General features: G+C 33.9%; 16 protein-coding genes and 2 tRNA genes. 11 read left to right on the top strand and 7 right to left on the bottom strand.

The genetic code is table 11. From position 1 onward, the window contains the following. Window positions 1-8: 8 nt before the first annotated feature. Together gpmI and J2X17_RS12830 are read right to left on the bottom strand one after the other, a co-directional pair. Window positions 9-1,526 (bottom strand): 2,3-bisphosphoglycerate-independent phosphoglycerate mutase, encoded by a 1,518-nt coding sequence (gpmI, locus tag J2X17_RS12835; protein WP_310298579.1) that lies wholly within the window; start codon window positions 1,524-1,526, stop codon window positions 9-11. 139 nt (window positions 1,527-1,665) lie between these two features. Continuing rightward, window positions 1,666-4,095 carry a DUF5916 domain-containing protein gene (locus J2X17_RS12830; RefSeq protein WP_310298577.1) on the bottom strand — a complete coding sequence of 810 codons (2,430 nt, stop codon included), beginning with the start codon at window positions 4,093-4,095 and terminating at the stop codon, window positions 1,666-1,668. A 320-nt stretch (window positions 4,096-4,415) separates the two neighbouring features. Here J2X17_RS12830 and J2X17_RS12825 point away from each other — a divergent pair, with 320 nt between their 5' ends. Next, entirely contained in the window at window positions 4,416-5,138 is a 723-nt protein-coding gene (locus J2X17_RS12825; protein WP_310298575.1) for a murein L,D-transpeptidase catalytic domain family protein, read from the top strand. On the opposite strand, the gene J2X17_RS12820 is transcribed toward J2X17_RS12825, so the two are convergent. Beyond that, window positions 5,127-6,728 carry a L,D-transpeptidase family protein gene (locus J2X17_RS12820; protein ID WP_310298571.1) on the bottom strand — a complete coding sequence of 534 codons (1,602 nt, stop codon included), beginning with the start codon at window positions 6,726-6,728 and terminating at the stop codon, window positions 5,127-5,129. The two genes, J2X17_RS12825 and J2X17_RS12820, sit on opposite strands and share 12 nt — an antisense overlap. A gap of 1 nt (window position 6,729) precedes the next feature. Next, entirely contained in the window at window positions 6,730-7,167 is a 438-nt protein-coding gene (locus tag J2X17_RS12815; protein ID WP_310298568.1) for a GNAT family N-acetyltransferase, read from the bottom strand. Window positions 7,168-7,300: 133 nt separating this feature from the next. On the opposite strand from J2X17_RS12815, the gene J2X17_RS12810 reads away from it, so the two are divergent. Both J2X17_RS12810 and J2X17_RS12805 read left to right on the top strand, forming a co-directional pair. Further along, window positions 7,301-7,373, top strand: a tRNA-Gly gene (locus tag J2X17_RS12810). A gap of 106 nt (window positions 7,374-7,479) precedes the next feature. Next, window positions 7,480-7,552: transfer RNA gene (locus tag J2X17_RS12805), tRNA-Gly, on the top strand. A gap of 144 nt (window positions 7,553-7,696) precedes the next feature. Here J2X17_RS12805 and pepE read toward each other — a convergent pair. Continuing rightward, window positions 7,697-8,404, bottom strand: a complete 708-nt coding sequence (gene pepE / locus J2X17_RS12800) for a dipeptidase PepE (RefSeq protein WP_310298566.1) — start codon at window positions 8,402-8,404, stop codon at window positions 7,697-7,699. A 163-nt stretch (window positions 8,405-8,567) separates the two neighbouring features. Between pepE and J2X17_RS12795 the strand changes: the two genes are divergently transcribed. From J2X17_RS12795 to J2X17_RS12765, 7 genes are all read left to right on the top strand, one after another. Continuing rightward, entirely contained in the window at window positions 8,568-9,335 is a 768-nt protein-coding gene (locus tag J2X17_RS12795; protein ID WP_310298564.1) for a carboxypeptidase-like regulatory domain-containing protein, read from the top strand. Then, window positions 9,322-10,047: a carboxypeptidase-like regulatory domain-containing protein gene (locus J2X17_RS12790; protein ID WP_310298562.1), complete on the top strand. Its 726-nt coding sequence runs from the start codon at window positions 9,322-9,324 to the stop codon at window positions 10,045-10,047. The genes J2X17_RS12795 and J2X17_RS12790 overlap by 14 nt, the downstream gene beginning before the upstream one ends. After that, window positions 10,037-10,798 (top strand): BamP family beta-barrel-assembly machinery protein, encoded by a 762-nt coding sequence (locus J2X17_RS12785; RefSeq protein ID WP_310298560.1) that lies wholly within the window; start codon window positions 10,037-10,039, stop codon window positions 10,796-10,798. The genes J2X17_RS12790 and J2X17_RS12785 overlap by 11 nt, the downstream gene beginning before the upstream one ends. Then, on the top strand, window positions 10,788-11,294 hold the full coding sequence (locus J2X17_RS12780) for a DUF6702 family protein (RefSeq protein WP_310298558.1): 507 nt from the start codon (window positions 10,788-10,790) through the stop codon (window positions 11,292-11,294). The genes J2X17_RS12785 and J2X17_RS12780 overlap by 11 nt, the downstream gene beginning before the upstream one ends. Window positions 11,295-11,361: 67 nt before the next feature. Beyond that, window positions 11,362-13,608: a M1 family metallopeptidase gene (locus J2X17_RS12775; protein ID WP_310298556.1), complete on the top strand. Its 2,247-nt coding sequence runs from the start codon at window positions 11,362-11,364 to the stop codon at window positions 13,606-13,608. A 106-nt stretch (window positions 13,609-13,714) separates the two neighbouring features. Then, window positions 13,715-14,074, top strand: a complete 360-nt coding sequence (locus J2X17_RS12770) for a Sec-independent protein translocase subunit TatA/TatB (protein ID WP_310298554.1) — start codon at window positions 13,715-13,717, stop codon at window positions 14,072-14,074. 1 nt (window position 14,075) lies between these two features. Beyond that, on the top strand, window positions 14,076-14,639 hold the full coding sequence (locus tag J2X17_RS12765; protein ID WP_310298552.1) for a phosphatase PAP2 family protein: 564 nt from the start codon (window positions 14,076-14,078) through the stop codon (window positions 14,637-14,639). A 20-nt stretch (window positions 14,640-14,659) separates the two neighbouring features. On the opposite strand, the gene J2X17_RS12760 is transcribed toward J2X17_RS12765, so the two are convergent. Then, window positions 14,660-15,301, bottom strand: a complete 642-nt coding sequence (locus J2X17_RS12760; RefSeq protein ID WP_310298550.1) for an O-methyltransferase — start codon at window positions 15,299-15,301, stop codon at window positions 14,660-14,662. 114 nt (window positions 15,302-15,415) lie between these two features. Further along, window positions 15,416-15,748 carry a hypothetical protein gene (locus J2X17_RS12755; RefSeq protein ID WP_310298548.1) on the bottom strand — a complete coding sequence of 111 codons (333 nt, stop codon included), beginning with the start codon at window positions 15,746-15,748 and terminating at the stop codon, window positions 15,416-15,418. 208 nt (window positions 15,749-15,956) lie between these two features. On the opposite strand from J2X17_RS12755, the gene rlmN reads away from it, so the two are divergent. Then, the gene (gene rlmN, locus J2X17_RS12750) at window positions 15,957-17,000 is read left to right on the top strand and encodes a dual-specificity RNA methyltransferase RlmN (RefSeq protein WP_310298546.1); all 1,044 of its coding nucleotides are present in this window, start codon (window positions 15,957-15,959) and stop codon (window positions 16,998-17,000) included. Window positions 17,001-17,083: the final 83 nt, after the last annotated feature.

The raw sequence follows: 17,083 nt of genomic DNA, 5'->3' as shown, positions 1-17,083 counted from the left end.
GTGGTTTTCTATAATAATGAATGACAAGTCATTGCAGCCGGCTGCTGAACGCCCATCAATTCTAAAATGGTTGGAGCAATGTCGCCCAATACACCATCGTTGATATTTTTAAGCTCCTTATCAACCAAAATAATCGGCACTGGATTTGTTGTATGCGCCGTATTCGGGCTTCCGTCAGGATTGATCATAGTTTCGCAATTTCCGTGATCGGCAATTACAATTGTAGTATAATCGTTCGCAAGTGCCGCTCCAATAACTTCTTTTACGCAAGCATCTACCGCTTCGCAAGCTTTAATGGCTGCAGCCATGATTCCGGTGTGACCAACCATGTCTCCGTTAGCAAAATTCAGACAAACGAAATCTACTTCACCTTTATTTAATTCAGGAACAAGAGCGTCTTTTAATTCGAAAGCACTCATTTCCGGCTGTAAATCGTAGGTTGCAACTTTTGGAGAATTTCTCAAAATTCTTGATTCACCTTCAAAAGGAGTTTCTCTTCCGCCAGAAAAGAAAAACGTTACGTGAGGATATTTCTCTGTCTCGGCAATACGAATTTGTTTTTTGCCCGCTTTCTCTAAAACTTCACCAAGAGTTTCGGTAATATTATCTTTATTGTAAACAACTTTTACATTTTGATACGTTTCGTCGTAATTGGTAAGCGTTACATAATACAATTTTAATTTGTGCATGTTTTGCTCGTGGAAATCTTGCTGAGAAAGTGCTTCTGTAAGTTCACGACCTCTGTCAGTTCTAAAATTAAAGAAGATTACAACATCATCTTCAACAATTGTTGCCAATGGTTTTTCCTGCTCGTCAACCATAATGATTGGGGCGATAAATTCGTCAGTAACATCGTGCGCATAACTGTCAAGAACACTTGCAACTGCATTTTTTGATGGCGTTCCGGTACCGTTAACGACTAAATCGTAAGCTAATTTTACACGTTCCCAGCGTTTGTCACGATCCATTGCGTAATAACGGCCAATGATTGAAGCGATTTTTACCGGTGTATCTTTAATGTGTTCTTCTAAATCATGAATGTATTTTGCTCCTGATTTTGGATCAACATCACGTCCGTCTGTAAAAGCATGAACATAAACTTGATCTAAACCATATTCTTGCGACGCATCAATTAATCCACGTAAGTGTGATGTGTGAGAGTGAACACCTCCATCAGAAACTAATCCTAAAAAATGTACTTTTTTATTGTTTTCTTTAGCGTATGTAAAAGCGTCAATAAGCACTTGTTCTTTTGCAAGTGTTTTATGTGCAACTGCCAGATTTATTTTGGCTAAATCCTGATAAACGATTCTACCTGCACCAAGATTCATATGGCCCACTTCGCTATTTCCCATCTGACCTTCAGGTAAACCTACGTTTAATCCGTCAGTACGAAGTTGCGCGTTTGGGTAATTTTTGTAAAGACTGTTTATAAAAGGAACATTTGCATTGTCTATTGCAGATACTTTAGGGTCAGGAGATTTTCCCCAACCATCTAAAATCATAAGGATAACTTTCTTGTTCATTATTTTTTGTTTTTTACAAAGATAAGCCATTTATAAAACTTGCAAGAGCACCTTGCTACAATTGTATTTAATAAAATGAACGCTATTGAAAAATAATAATTTAATTAAAGAAGGCTTTATTTTTTAAAATTAATTCACGCTACGCTCTCTTTCTAAGCTTATTTTTGACAGCATTATAGTCAATAAAATATTTCACACTTATTGAAAAAACATGTTTTAAGGTATCATTATTAAGCAAGCCCGTTACATTGTCTTTAAAGTCCTTGTCGATTGTTCGTTCAAAATTGTCAGAACTGTTGCGGTATAAGACAGAAACCTGACTTCCGGGAGCAAACCACCATGAGTAGGATAAGTCGGCATTCCAGGTATTAAAACTCGAATTTTTATTTTCAGTATATTGAGGATAAGGTGTTAAAGTTCCGTCTGGTTGCAATTCAAGAATGTCTTTATTTTCAGCATACGACCAATATTGGCGAAGTGATAAATTAAGTGTCATAGTGCTGTTTAAAGCATATTTTCCTGAAATGGTATTCGAGTACGTAATTACATTTCGATTAGCAAAAACAATAGTTTCCGGAGTGCTTTCGTTGTTGTCGTTATCAACATTGTCTATATACCCTTTGTTATTATTTTTTCTGTAAAAACTAAAATTATAAATTAATAGCAGTTTGTCACTAAAACGATATCTTGGCCCAATATCAAAACCGTAAGACATTCTTCCGGATTCATCAGCAACAAAAATTGACGGATTTATATCTATTGCAAATTTATGATTGTAATTTGTAGAAATACTACCCCAGGCCTCTATTCTTCGTGGGAGAATAACATAACGATTTTCAGCTCTTGGCTCATAATAATCACACACTAACATAGGATAAACAGTAATTCCCCCGCCATAATAATTATTTTTGACAGTGTTTAAATTTACATTTGCATTAATGCTGTTGTCCTGAATTTTTCCAGATTCCTTATTGAATTCAGCATACATATTGTAGTTTACTCTGAAACTATTAAAAAGCTTTGTCGGATTCAGGATTCTGTAATTAGCGTTTCCGTAAAAATTGTAATAATTTTTGTAAAAGTTAATTCCGAGGTCATTTGGGTCGTAATCTTTTGTAACAAAATCAGAACCTACACTATAGCGATAATTTCCGGAAGTTTCAGCCAAGCTAATGGTTGAAAAAACACCTGTTTTATCCTCTGTTTGATTGATGATGCTGTATTTTACATTTCCGGATAAATTATAGGTATTTGCTTTAGTATTTAAATCCCAGGCAAGACCAGAAACATTGGCGTCTCTGTAATGTCCGTTTCGTGTAACGTTCGTATTAATAAATGTTACCGAAGAGTTTTTACGAAAACGCTGATCTAAGACCAAAACGTTATAATTAGCCAATGGTTCAATAATTACGTTTCTTGTTTCGCCCGAAATGGTGTCTTTTACAGTGGCATAAGTTTTTTCGGTTACAGCATTTAAAATCCCAATTCCTAACCCGTTTTTAGTTCTTCCTGAAATTTTCAAAGCATTAATTAAATTAACATTTTGCACCGTTTCAACAACTTCCTCATTATCGTGTAAGTCTGGATCTATAGAAGGTGCTCCTCCAATTCTTCGTGAATAAAAGATATTACCTTTATTGAACAAATCAGTTCCTTCGGTAAAAAAAGCTCTGTTTTCATTAAATTGCTGTTCAAACGGACTCAAATTCAAAATCTGATCATCATATTTAGTCTGTCCAAAATCAGGTACCAAAATTGCGTCGAGTGTAAAAGCATCATTTATTCCGTACTTAATATCCATACCGCCTTTCATGGTGCCGTATGTTTTTTGACCATCCGCGGCATTTAAATAATAAGAAGCGTAAGGCATAAAAAATAATCGGGTAGGAGGTTTGATGTTTTCGATTCCCGCCAATTCTCCGTTTTGTTGTGTAAAAGTTCCAATTTTGGTATCAATCAGATTCCACGTATATTTTTTGCGTTCTCTTTTTACTTCTCTGAAAAAATTAATCCCCCAGATTTGCTTGTTTTCACCTGAAAAACGTAAAGCTGCGTACGGAATTTTAATCTCAACAACCCATCCTTGATCTGTTATTCTGGCTTTGCTGAGCCAAACGGCATCCCAGGAATAGTCTTCTCCAATTGCATCTGTCATAATGCAGTCGCCCTGAACATCAGCTGCAGAAACAAAAAACTCAAAGTTTTGCTGCCCATCATTAAAACCATTAATAAAAACTCCAAAAATATCGGCAGTTCCAAAGTTATCGCGTTGCGAAATCTCTTTTAAAATTTTATGCGGTTCATCGTCATACATAATCGCAGCAATATAAATGGCGTCATTATTGTATAAAACCTTGATGTCAGTTTTTTTAGTGTCAGGAATTGGTTTCCCGTTATCGGGTTCAAACATGATAAAATCTGTTGCAACGGGTACGTTTTCCCATGCTGGCTCGTCTAATTTTCCGTCAATAGTTATGTTTTGCGGGGTTTGTTGTGCCTGCAAAACTTTTTTCTGGCTATGACACCAAAATGCGGATAGTAGAAGACTAAAAAAAAGTATTTTATTCATGAATTTTTGGAAAATGGAATGTCTGAAACCTTAGTGGTTGGATTAATAGACAGTCTTTTGTAATATTTGTTACAGTCTTAATTTTAAAAACGCTGCGAAGTTATACTAATTTTAAGAAATTGACTAAAACTGATAGGGTTTTAAGTATAGCTAAATATCTTACAAAAAGGAAATGTTTTTGACTGAAATGCTAATTATTTACTTTGTTTTTGTTAAAGTTTCAACAAAAAGTGGCTGATTTACAGGCTTCTATTTTGACAACTATATTTTTTTTATACTTTTGCCAAACCCAAACCTTTTGTTTAACCTAAAGAAATTCAATGATTTACAAAATATATCCTCTATTTGTGTTTTTGCTATTATCTTTTGGAAAAGATTCAAAAAGCACTTCCGAAATTAAAAAAGAAACAAGTAAAAGTATTGCAAAAGTTGTAACACTTACTGTCGATGCTAAAATTGAAAGTGTTTACAATACTTTGAACACTAACAGTTTTCAGTTGCCAGAACTTAAGACTTTTTCCGAAGCCTTAAAAGGATTTTATTTGCTGAAAGAAAAAGGAAAAATTCAAAAAGATATTTTAACGTTGATTGATTTCAGCTTGTCGTCTAACACCAAACGTCTTTGGGTAATTGACCTGGCAACAAATACTATTTTATTTCAGTCTTTGGTAGCTCACGGAAGAAATACCGGAGAAGAATATGCTTCAGCATTTTCAAATTCAGATTCGTCATATAAAAGCAGTTTAGGTTTTTACTCAACTGGTGAAATTTACCAGGGAAAACACGGTGCTTCTTTACGTTTAGACGGCTTAGAAAACGGTGTGAATGACCATGCGCGCGGAAGAGGAGTTGTGATGCACGGAGCTGATTACGTCTCAGAATCTTTTATCAGAAATAATAAGAGATTAGGAAGAAGTCAGGGCTGTCCGGCGATTCCTTTTGAGTTGACCAATAAAATAATTCAAACAATAAAAGATAAATCTTGTTTGTATATCTACCATCCGTCAAGAAGTTTTGCGATGGAAGAAAAACTAATTTCTTAGTTTATTATACAAATCCTGATCTAAATTATAAATATCAGCTCTAAAAATGAGCTGATTTTTTTTGCTCCAGGCTGTCCAGTACCATTGGTATAAGGCATACTTTTTTGTTATTTTAGCGTAGGTTGTTATTTTGGTTTCTATGATGGAATCAATTTTTTCTTTGGGCCAAGTGGTCGCTATAGTATCATTTAAAATATGTTCTGCCAGTTCTAATGGATTTTCAATACGAACACAGCCAGAACTTAAGGAACGATTGTTTCTCCCAAAATAATTACGATGATTTGTGTCATGCAGATAAACACTATGGTGATTTGGAAATAATATTTTCATTAATCCTAACGAATTATTTGCGCCCGGACTTTGAACGTATTTATAACTATGAGGTTTATTTTCATTCCATTTTGCAGGATTAACTTCATTACCAGCTGTATCATAAATCGTAATATTTTTATTTTTTAAATAATTGCGATTAAGCTTCATGGCGGGAACTACATCTTCTTTTAAAATTGTTGGAGGAACAGTCCAGGTTGGGTTAAATACCACGGTCTTTAATACAGAAGTGATAATAGGTGTTTTTCTTTTGCTGGTTCCAACCACAATATTACGTGTTAAAGTAGTGTCTTGACTTTCAACAACATTTAAGCTATAATTCGGAATGTTGATAATGAAATAATTTTCGGCAAAGTCATTATTATACCATCGCCATCGTTCTAAATTGGCAATAATTTGCTGTTTCCTTTTTTCTTTGGAATAATTTAAAGCACTAATTGTCCCCTGACCAATAACACCGTCTGAAGTTAAGCCATGTCTTTCCTGAAAAATCTTTACGGCATCAAAGGTCCTTTTATTATAAATAGTGGACAAAGTATCTTTTCCGGACAAATCTCCCCAAAACAAAAGTCTTTTCTTGATGTTTCTTAAGGCAGGATTTGTGTCATTTAAAGTTATTTTCTTTGTTAAAGAGTCGAATTTAATCGGTCCAATATTTTCTTCAGGAAACGTATTGATAATTTCAAGTGCTTTTAAAAGCTGTTTGTACGTTTGTGATTTCGGTTGAATATATTCGACAATGCTGTCTAGTTTATTTTTGTTAAAAGCCTTTATTAAAACACTATTAACATCTAATGTTTTTTCTGCAAGATCCCAATCTGTGTATAATTTTTTGGGATCTAGTTTTCCTTTGAACAAATTATTTAGGTACAATTCAAAATTATAAGTAAGTAAAATATCGTAAGTGGCTAATTCTTTATCATTAAGGGAGCTCACTCTTTTTTCGTATTTTTCAAGTTCTTTAAATTTGTAATCGTCTGGATTTAAGCCTAGTTTTTCGCAATCTTTTAATTGTGACAAGACATACGTTCTCTTTTTTAGATTGCCCCAAACGGTTTGATGGTTGGAGGAGTTGTAAAATTCTTCGAGTGTTTTGCTTTTAAAAACACCAATTAATACAGTGTCAATAGAAACTTTTCTTTCATCAGTTAATAGGATTGCCGGAGGTGGAATTGCTTTTTTTACAGGAATAACTTTTGGTTCTTCCTTTTTGCAACTCATAAAAATGCATACTACTATAAGAAAGTAAAATTTCTTCATTTTATAATTTTTTAAACATTAGAGAATGTTCGCCTACATCTTTGATATCAAAAGCTTCGCCAATGGTTTGATAATTCATTTTTTTGTAAAATCCAACGGCAGCTGTTCTGGCATTAAACCAAATTAAATCTACATTTTCTTCGATGCAGTATTCTTCGCAATATTTTACCAGGGCTTCGCCAAAACCTTTTTTCTGATGTGTTTCCAAAACTGCCATGCCGCGAATCTGAGCCTGATTCTTTTCGGCAAAGGTAGTATTGATTTGTTTGAAAAGTGAAATAATTCCTGTTAAATTTTCATTGTCAAATAGACCAAAGTGATGTGTAGTGTCTAAATCGTCTCCTTCAAAGATACAACTTTCTATAGGTTTTCCTTTTCTGAGAACCGGTTGACGAACGATATAGGTTTCTTTTGAAGGTATTTCTTTAATTTGAATCATAATTGTGAAAAATAATTGTCTCTATAACTTTTTAGTTTTAAATAGGTTATAAGAAATTGTTGTTTTTAATTCATTTTTTTTGAAAAAAAGCTTGTTTTGAACTGAACTTATTTTTTATATTTGCACCAGTAATGCGAAAGTAGCTCAGTTGGTAGAGCTCCAGCCTTCCAAGCTGGTTGTCGCGAGTTCGAGCCTCGTCTTTCGCTCTAAAAAACCGGAACTTAAATGTTTCGGTTTTTTTATCAAAGTTGAATAATTATTGATTTTTATTTTTTTAAATGATTTAATTATTTATATTTGCACCCTGTTAATGCGAAAGTAGCTCAGTTGGTAGAGCTCCAGCCTTCCAAGCTGGTTGTCGCGAGTTCGAGCCTCGTCTTTCGCTCTTCAAAAATCCTCAAACATTTGTTTGGGGATTTTTTGCTTTTAAACGGTTATTGTAAATCCCAATATTTTGAAATTCCAAATTCCAGGTTTAAGACAAATGAATGTAAAGATTTGGAATTTGGAATTTTAAAACTTGGAATTTCTATTTTAAGTTGCTCAAATCGCTTTCGGTTTCTAATTCAATCGGACTTTGATTTTGTTTGAATAAACGAGCGGTCAGACTTCCTTTTAAAGTTATTTTTTCTCCTTTTACTTCCAGCCAGCTTCCTTCTCTTAAGCCCAAAACAGGAATTGCATTAAAAGCATGAAACTCCTTTATTCTGGTTTCGCGCGTTTCTCCCATGTGGTTAGATTGCAAATCCGGATCTAGATAATGCGGATTTAAATTGAAAGGAATTAATCCTAAAGTTTGAAAACTTGGTGGGTAAATAATCGGCATATCATTGGTTGTTTGCATAGATAGGCCGCAAATATTGCTTCCGGCGCTCGTTCCTACATAAGGAGTTCCGTTTTTTACAGTTTCAGCAAGAAGCTGCATAATGTTATTTTGGTATAATTGTGTTACCAGCAAAAAAGTATTTCCTCCGCCAGTGAATATTCCTTCTGCATTTTTAATTGCATTTTCCGGACTTTCAAACTCGTGAATTCCTTTTACGGAAATGTGGATACCTGCAAATGCCTGTGCAACTTTTTCGGTGTAATCATTATGTGAAATCCCGCCTGGACGTGCGAAAGGAATAAATAAAATGCTTTTGCAATTTTTATAATGAATTTTTAAAGTAGGTAATAGGTATTCTAAATAACTGCCTCCGTGTAAGGTAGAAGTGCTGGCAATAATAATGCTTTTCATAAAATTTAAACTCAGATTGTTTATGTTAAAGGTATTAAAAACTCTTTTTTAAGACTAGGGAATCGGGGTTTAATTAACAAATTTTTACCAAGCCGTTAATACTAAATTTGGAACACATTAAGATATTTTTACACTTTTAACGATAATTTTATTTTTTTTTATTTTGATCAACAAAATTTTATGCATTTTGATTGTTGTTTTGAGTCAGACTTCATGGTCTCAGAATCAGGATCGTTCTATTATAAGCGGTAAAATCATTTCCAATACAAATGATTTGGAAGGTGTTTATGTGGTAAATGCAAAAACCGAAGTCATGACAACTACAGATACTGATGGTGGTTTTTCAATTCTTGCTAAACCAGGAGATACACTTGTTTTTTCTTCTATTCAATTTAAAGAAAACAGAGTTTTGCTGGCAAATGATGATTTTACGAGTCTTAATTTTACAGTTAAGCTAGGTCTTGTCATGCATCAACTACAGGAAGTAATTGTAAAGCGATATGATAATATTAATGCCAGAAATTTAGGTATTGTTCCTTCAAATCAGAAAACATATACAGAAAGCGAAAGAAAACTACGTACTGCTACAGCTTTAGACGCGACTGCAAGCGTAAGTGGAATGGCGGGTGGTTCGATTTCTGCGGACCCATTTTTAAATTTTTTATCGGGCAGGACAAAAATGCTTAAAAAAGAATTGGTTGTGGAGCAAAAGGAATATTTTATGAAACTCTTAGAGAAGATGTTTTCACTTGATCATTTCGTGAACATATTAAAAATTCCTGGTGATTATGTAAAAGGGTTTGAGTATTACGCTGTAGAAAATGATAAGTTTACGGTTATCTTAAATTCGAAAAATAAGACTTCGACAGAGTTTTTATTAGGAGAGTTGGCTGTTAAATATAAAGAAATACTTGCAGGTGAAAATAAATAATACTTTACTAATTCTTTTTCTATGGATTGCTCAAATTTCATTTGGACAAACTTCCGGTGCCAAAGAAATTCTGGGGCAGGTATTTGAGGAATCAACTTCTGTCGGAGGCGTAAATATCATCAATAATATAACTCAGGTTGCGACTGTTACAGATGAAAACGGTAAGTTTTCTATCGTTGTAAAAGAAGGTGATGTTTTGGTTTTTTCTGCTGTTAATTTAGATCCTCTCAAGCATAGAATTACAATTGAAGACTTAAATTCTGCTTCAATTCAGATAAAAATGACTGCTAATCAAATAGAACTGAAAGAAGTTATTGTAAATGAAAATGCAGATATTACCACTAAAAATCTCGGAATTGTTCCGCAGGGACAAAAAACTTATACCCCGGCAGAAAGAAAAGTCTTTACAGCAACTTCTACATCTGTAGATAAGTTGCTAAATAAGATTTCCGGGCGTACCGCTATGCTTAAAAAAGAAGTAAATGTTGAGAAAAAAGAAATGCTTTTCAGGAAGCTGGAATACCTTTTTGATGATAATTATTATACTGAAAGATTGAAAATTCCGCTAGAATATGTTAAAGGATTTCAATTATTTTGTGTAGATGATTCAGAATTTGCCGTATCTTTGAATAGTAAGAACAAGACAATGAGTATGTTTTTAATAACCGAATTAGCCAGAAAATATCTAAATATCCTAGAAAATGAAAAATAGCCTGAAAATACTCATTTTATGCTTCTTTTGTCAAATTACCTTCGGACAAAACGATTCAAGAAGATCACTACACGGTCAAGTGGTTAATGCTTCTCTTCCTATTGAGAGTGGTTATGTGATGAATATTAATGCAAAGACCAGAACTTTTATTGGTTCAGGAGGATTGTTTGATATCATGGCAAAACCCAAAGACACATTGTTGTTCTCGGGGATGGCATTTCAGTCTAAAAAAATTGTTTTGACTGAAAAAGATTGCTCGCAAATACTATTTTCTGTTTCTTTAGATTTGGTGAATAATCAACTTAAAGAGGTTTTGGTCCATAAGGATTTGAAAGTAAAATCTCTTGATAAAAATTCACAGCAATATGTAGACATGCAGTTTGAAGACGACAATCAGTCTACAGCGAAAAACACGGTTATGTATTCTGATCAAACGATTAAGTACGGAACTGATTTTGTTCGAATTTTTAAAGATGTTAAGAAACTCCTTCGTAAAAATGATGATGTCAAAGAGGAAGTTATTAGTGATATAGCTTTTACAGAATATGCGAAAGATAATTTCACTCATGATTTTTTCAATAAAACACTAAATTTGAAAGATGATGAAATAGATTTATTTCTGATGTATTGTTCTAATGATCCTGAATCTAAAAGATACTTAAAACCAGATGATAAATTCCACCTAATCGAATTTATGATCAATAAAAACAATGAATTTAAGAATGTTACTGTTTCTAAAAATGAAAAATAAATTATTCTACCCCTTAATTGGGGTATTATTTTTGTCGTTATCCTCGTTTGCTTTCCATAAATTTTACATGGGCGTTTTTCAGGTAAATTACGCATCCGAAAAGAAAATGATTCAAATTACCTCCCGTATTTTTATTGATGATTTGAATAGCGGACTGGAAAAAAAATACCATAAAAAAACATTGGTAGGAACAGAAAAAGAAACACCTGAAGATTTAGAGCTATTTAAAAAATATTTAGCTGAAAATTTCACCATAAAAATAAACGGTCAATCTAAACCGATCACTTTTTTGTCTAAAGAAATTGAAGCAGGGGATGTATTAGTGTGTTATTCCAGAATAAAAGACGTTGATAAGTTTAAAACAATTGAAATATCCAATACTATTTTAGTTGACTGGAACGCTGAACAGCAGAACATTACACATATTTCAGCTTATGGTACTAAAAAGAGCGTGCTTTTTACAGAATCTTCAAGGAAAGAATTGTTAAAGTATTAATAAATAGGTAGAATTATCATTTTAATTGTTATTTTCACACCCTGACAAAATTATTCTATTACATTTTATGAAAAAACTTTCATTATTATTAATTTTTCCTGCTTTGTTAATGGCTCAGGAAAAAAACACTACTACTGTTGCCCCAAAACAACAAGGTAAATATGATACCAACAAATTCAGCCAGATGTATGACTTATTAGCAACGCCTAATATGTTTCGTACGGCTTCGGGAGCACCGGGTCCTGCTTATTACCAACAACAGGCAGATTATAAAATTGATATCGAATTAGACGATAAAAATTCAAAATTAAGTGGATCTGAGGTTATTACTTATTCGAACAATTCTCCGGATAGTTTAGAATATCTATGGATTCAATTGGATCAAAATCAGGCTAAAGCAAACACACAAGCACCATTAGCGGAAAGCGAAAAAATCAACCAGGTATTGCCGTTAGATGGTTTTTCAAGCAAATATTTGAAAAAAGATTTAGAGCGCGGTTTTAATATCGAGCAAGTAAAAGATGCAAAGGGTAACCCAATGTCTTATACGATCAATGAAACGATGATGCGTATTAATCTGGCAAGTCCTTTAAAACCAGGTGAGAAAATCTCATTGGCTATAAAATGGTGGTACAACATCAACAATTATAGAAAAGAAGGCGGACGTTCAGGTTATGAATTATTCGAAAAAGACGGAAATAAATTATATGTAATTGCACAATTCTATCCAAGAATGGCAGTTTACAACGATGTTGAAGGATGGCAAAATATGCAATTCTGGGGAAGTGGAGAGTTTGCTCTTCCTTTCGGAAACTTCGACGTAAATATTACAGTTCCTGCTGATCACGTTATTGATGCAACAGGAGAATTAACCAACAGAAGCGAAGTATTTACTGCAGAACAAGTAAAACGTTATGAGCAGGCTCAAAAATCATTTGATAAACCTGTTGTAATTGTTACTCAGGCTGAAGCTGAAGCTGCTGAAAAAGGTTTCTCTGAAAAGAAAAAAACATGGAAATTCAGCGCTAAAAATGTACGTGATTTCGGAATTGCTTCTTCAAGAAAATTCATCTACGATGCAATGGCTGTAAAATTGGGTGGTAAAATTGTTATGGCAGAATCTGTTTATCCTAAAGAAGCAAATCCGCTTTGGGGAGAAACGTCTACAATGACAGTAGCGCATACTTTAAAAAGCTATTCATCTCATACTTTCGATTATCCTTATCCAAAAGCAGTTTCAGTTTCTGCGGAAGATCAGGGAATGGAATATCCGATGATTTGCTGGAATTTTGGTCGTCCTGACGAAAATGGAGTAACAAGTAAAGAGATTAAAAACGGAATGATTGGTGTTGTAATCCACGAAGTTGGACACACTTTCTTCCCAATGATTGTAAACTCAGACGAGCGTCAATGGACTTGGATGGATGAAGGTTTAAATTCATTTTTAGAATATTTGGCTGAACAGGAATTAGATTCAAATTTCCCTTCAAGACGTGGGCCTGCGAAAAATATTGTTCCTTATATGAGTGGAGATCAAAAGTTTTTAGAACCAATTATGTCTAACTCTGAAACAATTGCTCAATTTGGAAATAACGCTTACGGAAAACCAGCTACGGGTCTTAATATTTTGAGAGAAGTAGTTATGGGAAGAGAATTGTTTGATTATGCTTTCAGAACATATGCAAACAGATGGAAGTTCAAGCACCCAACTCCTGAAGATTTCTTCAGAACGATGGAAGATGCTTCGGCAGTAGATTTAGATTGGTTTTTCAGAGGATGGTTTTATTCAACTGATTTCGTAGATATCGGAATTAAAGATGTAAAACAATATTATGTTTCTGATACTCCAACAGCGGATATTAAAGATGTAAAAGTTAGAAAAGGACGTTTCGGATTTGATAAAGGACCATTCGTTTATTTGGTTTCAAGCGACAATGCTGAGGTAAGTGCTTCTAAGAAAAAAGCATTACAGGTTGATGACGTAAAATTATTGGCAGATTATGTAAACCAAACTTTTACTGCTGAAGAAAAAGCAAGTTTAAAATCGCCTAAATATTTCTACGAAGTTGAGTTTAACAAACCTGGCGGAATGATTATGCCAATTTTAGTGGAGATCACTTACGAAGATGGTTCCAAACAAAACTTCCAGTATCCGGCACAAATCTGGAGAAAGAACAATGATACTGCTAAGAAAGTTTATGCAACTGCAAAAGCAATCAAAAGCATTCAGATAGATCCAAAATTGATGACAGCTGATATTGATGTAACCAATAACTCTTGGCCAAAAGTAGAAGAGAAATCAAAATTTGATTAAGGATAAAACTAAAAAAGACTCTGAAAAGAGTCTTTTTTTTTTAAGTAAATTTTAAAACAGTCCGCTACAAATTTTAATATCTTTGTGGCACATTAAAATATAAGATATGTTTGGTATAGGAGGAGGGGAATTAGTTTTCATACTGTTTATAGTGCTAATGCTTTTTGGTTCTGATAAAGTGCCGGAAATAGCGCGTACAATGGGAAAAGCTATGGCGCAATTAAAAAATGCAACCAACGACATTAAAAGCGAAATTCAAAAAGGAGCAGAGTCAAATGGTCTTGATACAAAATCTTTAACAGATATTACAGGAAATATTAATGCCCAGATTAACGATGCAAAAACGAATTTGCTGGGCGATACCACTAATATCACTGGTAATTTGTTAGGCGATACCGCTACAGAAATCGACAAAGTAAAAGAAGATATAGATTCAATCTCAGGACCTGTAAAACGCCAAATGTAATATGCTCGAAAAAATACAAGAATTAGATACGCAATTATTTGTCTATCTGAATGGTTTAGGTTCCGAAACATACGACAAACTTTGGCTGATAATTACGAATCAGTTGTATTGGACACCATTTTTTCTATTACTTTTTTTTATGATTTATAAAAAAATAGGAGGAAAACAAACCTTGTATTTATTGCTTTTTATAGCGGTTCTAATTGCTTTTACAGATCAGACCTGCAATTTATTCAAACACACTTTCGAACGCTTGCGCCCCTGCAATAATCCCGAATTAAAATCATTTATTCGTATTGTTCAGGTTCGTTCATCATATAGTTTTTTCTCTGGTCATGCTGCAAATACAATGGCTGTGGCAACCTTTTTATTTTTGATTCTAAAAGACAAATTCAAATACTTAGGATTCTTGTTTTTATGGCCGTTAGTCTTCGCCTATAGCCGAATTTATTTAGGGTTGCATTATCCGGCAGATATCCTGACAGGTTATTTCTTCGGAGCACTTTTCGGATTTTTGATTTTCCTGGTTTATCGAAAATTAAAACCACGATATTTCCCGGGATAATTTACAAAGATTCCTTTTTCCTAAAGAACCCGACTCACTGTCAACCCATCACGAATTGGCAATAAAACTGTTTCAACTCTCGGGTCATTTTTTAAAAGTAAATTATATTCTAAAAGCACTTTTGTACTAACATCATTTGGATGAACAGGCTCCAGAATTTTTCCGCTCCATAAAACATTATCAGATAAAATAATGCCGCCTTTATTCATTTTCGGAACAATCATTTCCCAGTAATTCAGGTAATTTTCTTTGTCAGCGTCAATAAAAACCAAATCAAATTTCACATCCAACGTTGGAATAATATCTACGGCTTCACCCAAGTGCTGAAAAATCTGTTTTCCCCAAGGCGAGGCATCAAAATATTTTCTTTGAAAATCAATCAATTCTTCCTTAATATCAATCGTATGCAACTGACCATTTTCCTGCATCCCTTCGCACAAGCATAAAGCAGCGTAACCGGTATAAGTACCAATTTCGAGAATATTCACAGGACGAATCAATTTTGATAACATACTTAAAACACGTCCCTGAAAATGCCCGCTTAACATTCTTGGTAAAAGAATTTTCTGGTAAGTTTCCTTATTAAGTTTTGCTAACAATTCTGGTTCGTTTTCAGAATGTTGTTCGATATAATCTTCTAAGTCTTGTGAAATAAAATGCATGTTGTAGTGTCTTCTAATTTTGAAGCAAAAATACAAAAAATATCCACTCTGTTTTTTGCATAAAAAAACCATCCGCCGTGGAGGATGGTTTCAGTTTTCTCAAATCAGAAGAATTTATTTTTTCAATGCTTCATCAACATCTTTGGCAGTTTTTACTGTCCCGTCTTTAGCAGCTTTAGCGGCAGCTTCTACTTTTTCAGCACCTTTTTTTGTAGCGTCTTTTACATCCTCAGCGGCTTGTTTAGTAGCATCTTTTACTTCTTGGGCGGCTTTTTCAGTTTTAATAACCGCGCTGTCTTTAACTTCTTCAATATCTGTGGTCAGCGAGTCAACTTTGTTTCCAAGAGTTAATTCATCTTCTGCAGGTTTTGGTTCTTTCTTCTCGCAAGATTGAACGGCGAAAGCTAATAAAGCAACAACAGCTAAGCTTAAAATTTGTTTTTTCATGATTAAATTCATTTTTAAAGTTGATAAATATAAAGGTTATAAAGCTGAAAAAATAAAAGTACAAATTTTAAAATTAGGCGCGCTTTGTAAGATTATTTTTCTTTTGAGAGCAAGACAATTCTCATGCCAAATTTTAAGATTTCAAAAGATTCCGCTAAAGTTTTTTCAGAATGAAAAGGTTTCCATAAATACTTAGTAACTTTGCACCATGCAAATTGAGAAAAAAGACATAAGAGCCTTATCAAAAGATCAGTTACGAGATTTTTTTGTCGCAAATAATGACCAGGCATTTCGTGGTAATCAGGTTTATGAATGGTTGTGGAGCAAAGGAGCACACAGCTTTGACGACATGACGAATGTTGCCAAAGCGACACGCGCCATGCTCGAGAATAATTTTGTAATCAATCATATTAAGGTTGACACAATGCAGCGCAGCAGCGACGGTACAGTAAAAAATGCAGTTCGTTTGCACGATGGGTTAGTGGTAGAATCTGTTTTGATTCCAACCCAAACCAGAACAACAGCTTGCGTTTCAAGTCAGGTGGGTTGTAGTTTGGATTGTAATTTTTGTGCGACTTCACGTTTAAAAAGAATGCGAAATCTGGAACCGGGAGAAATCTACGATCAGATTCTGGCGATCGATAAAGAAAGTCGTCTGTATCACAATCATCCGCTTTCAAATATTGTTTTTATGGGAATGGGAGAGCCTTTAATGAATTATAACAATGTTATTAAAGCGATTGATATGGTAACGTCGACAGAAGGTTTAGGAATGTCTCCAAAACGTATCATGGTTTCAACCTCCGGAATTCCAAAAATGATTAAGAAAATGGCTGATGATGAAGTGAAATTCAAATTGGCAGTTTCATTACATTCGGCAATTGATGAAATTCGTGCGCGAATCATGCCTTTTAGTAAAAATTTCCCTTTAGCAGATTTACGTGAATCTTTAGAATACTGGTACAGAAAAACCAAAAGCAAAATCTCGTACGAATATGTTGTCTGGAAAGGAATTAATGATGATAAAGCTTCAATTGATGCATTGGTAAAGTTTTGTAAATATGTGCCTTGTAAGGTAAATTTAATTGAATACAATCCAATTGATGATGGTGAGTTTCAACAAGCTTCAGAAGAATCTATAATGGCATATATCAAAGCTTTAGAAAATATTGGAATAGTGGTTAAAGTACGTCGCAGCCGCGGAAAAGATATTGATGCCGCTTGCGGACAATTAGCAAATAAAGAAGGATAATTTTTTTTATTTTTAGCTAAACAAAAAAGCATTAAAAACGAGAGGTAATCTTGTTTTTAATGCTTTTTTTCTGGGCAAAAAGG

The organism is Flavobacterium aquidurense, from assembly GCF_031458035.1.
Classification (GTDB): Bacteria; Bacteroidota; Bacteroidia; order Flavobacteriales; family Flavobacteriaceae; genus Flavobacterium; species Flavobacterium aquidurense_C.
This window is presented reverse-complemented; position numbering and strand designations above follow the sequence as displayed.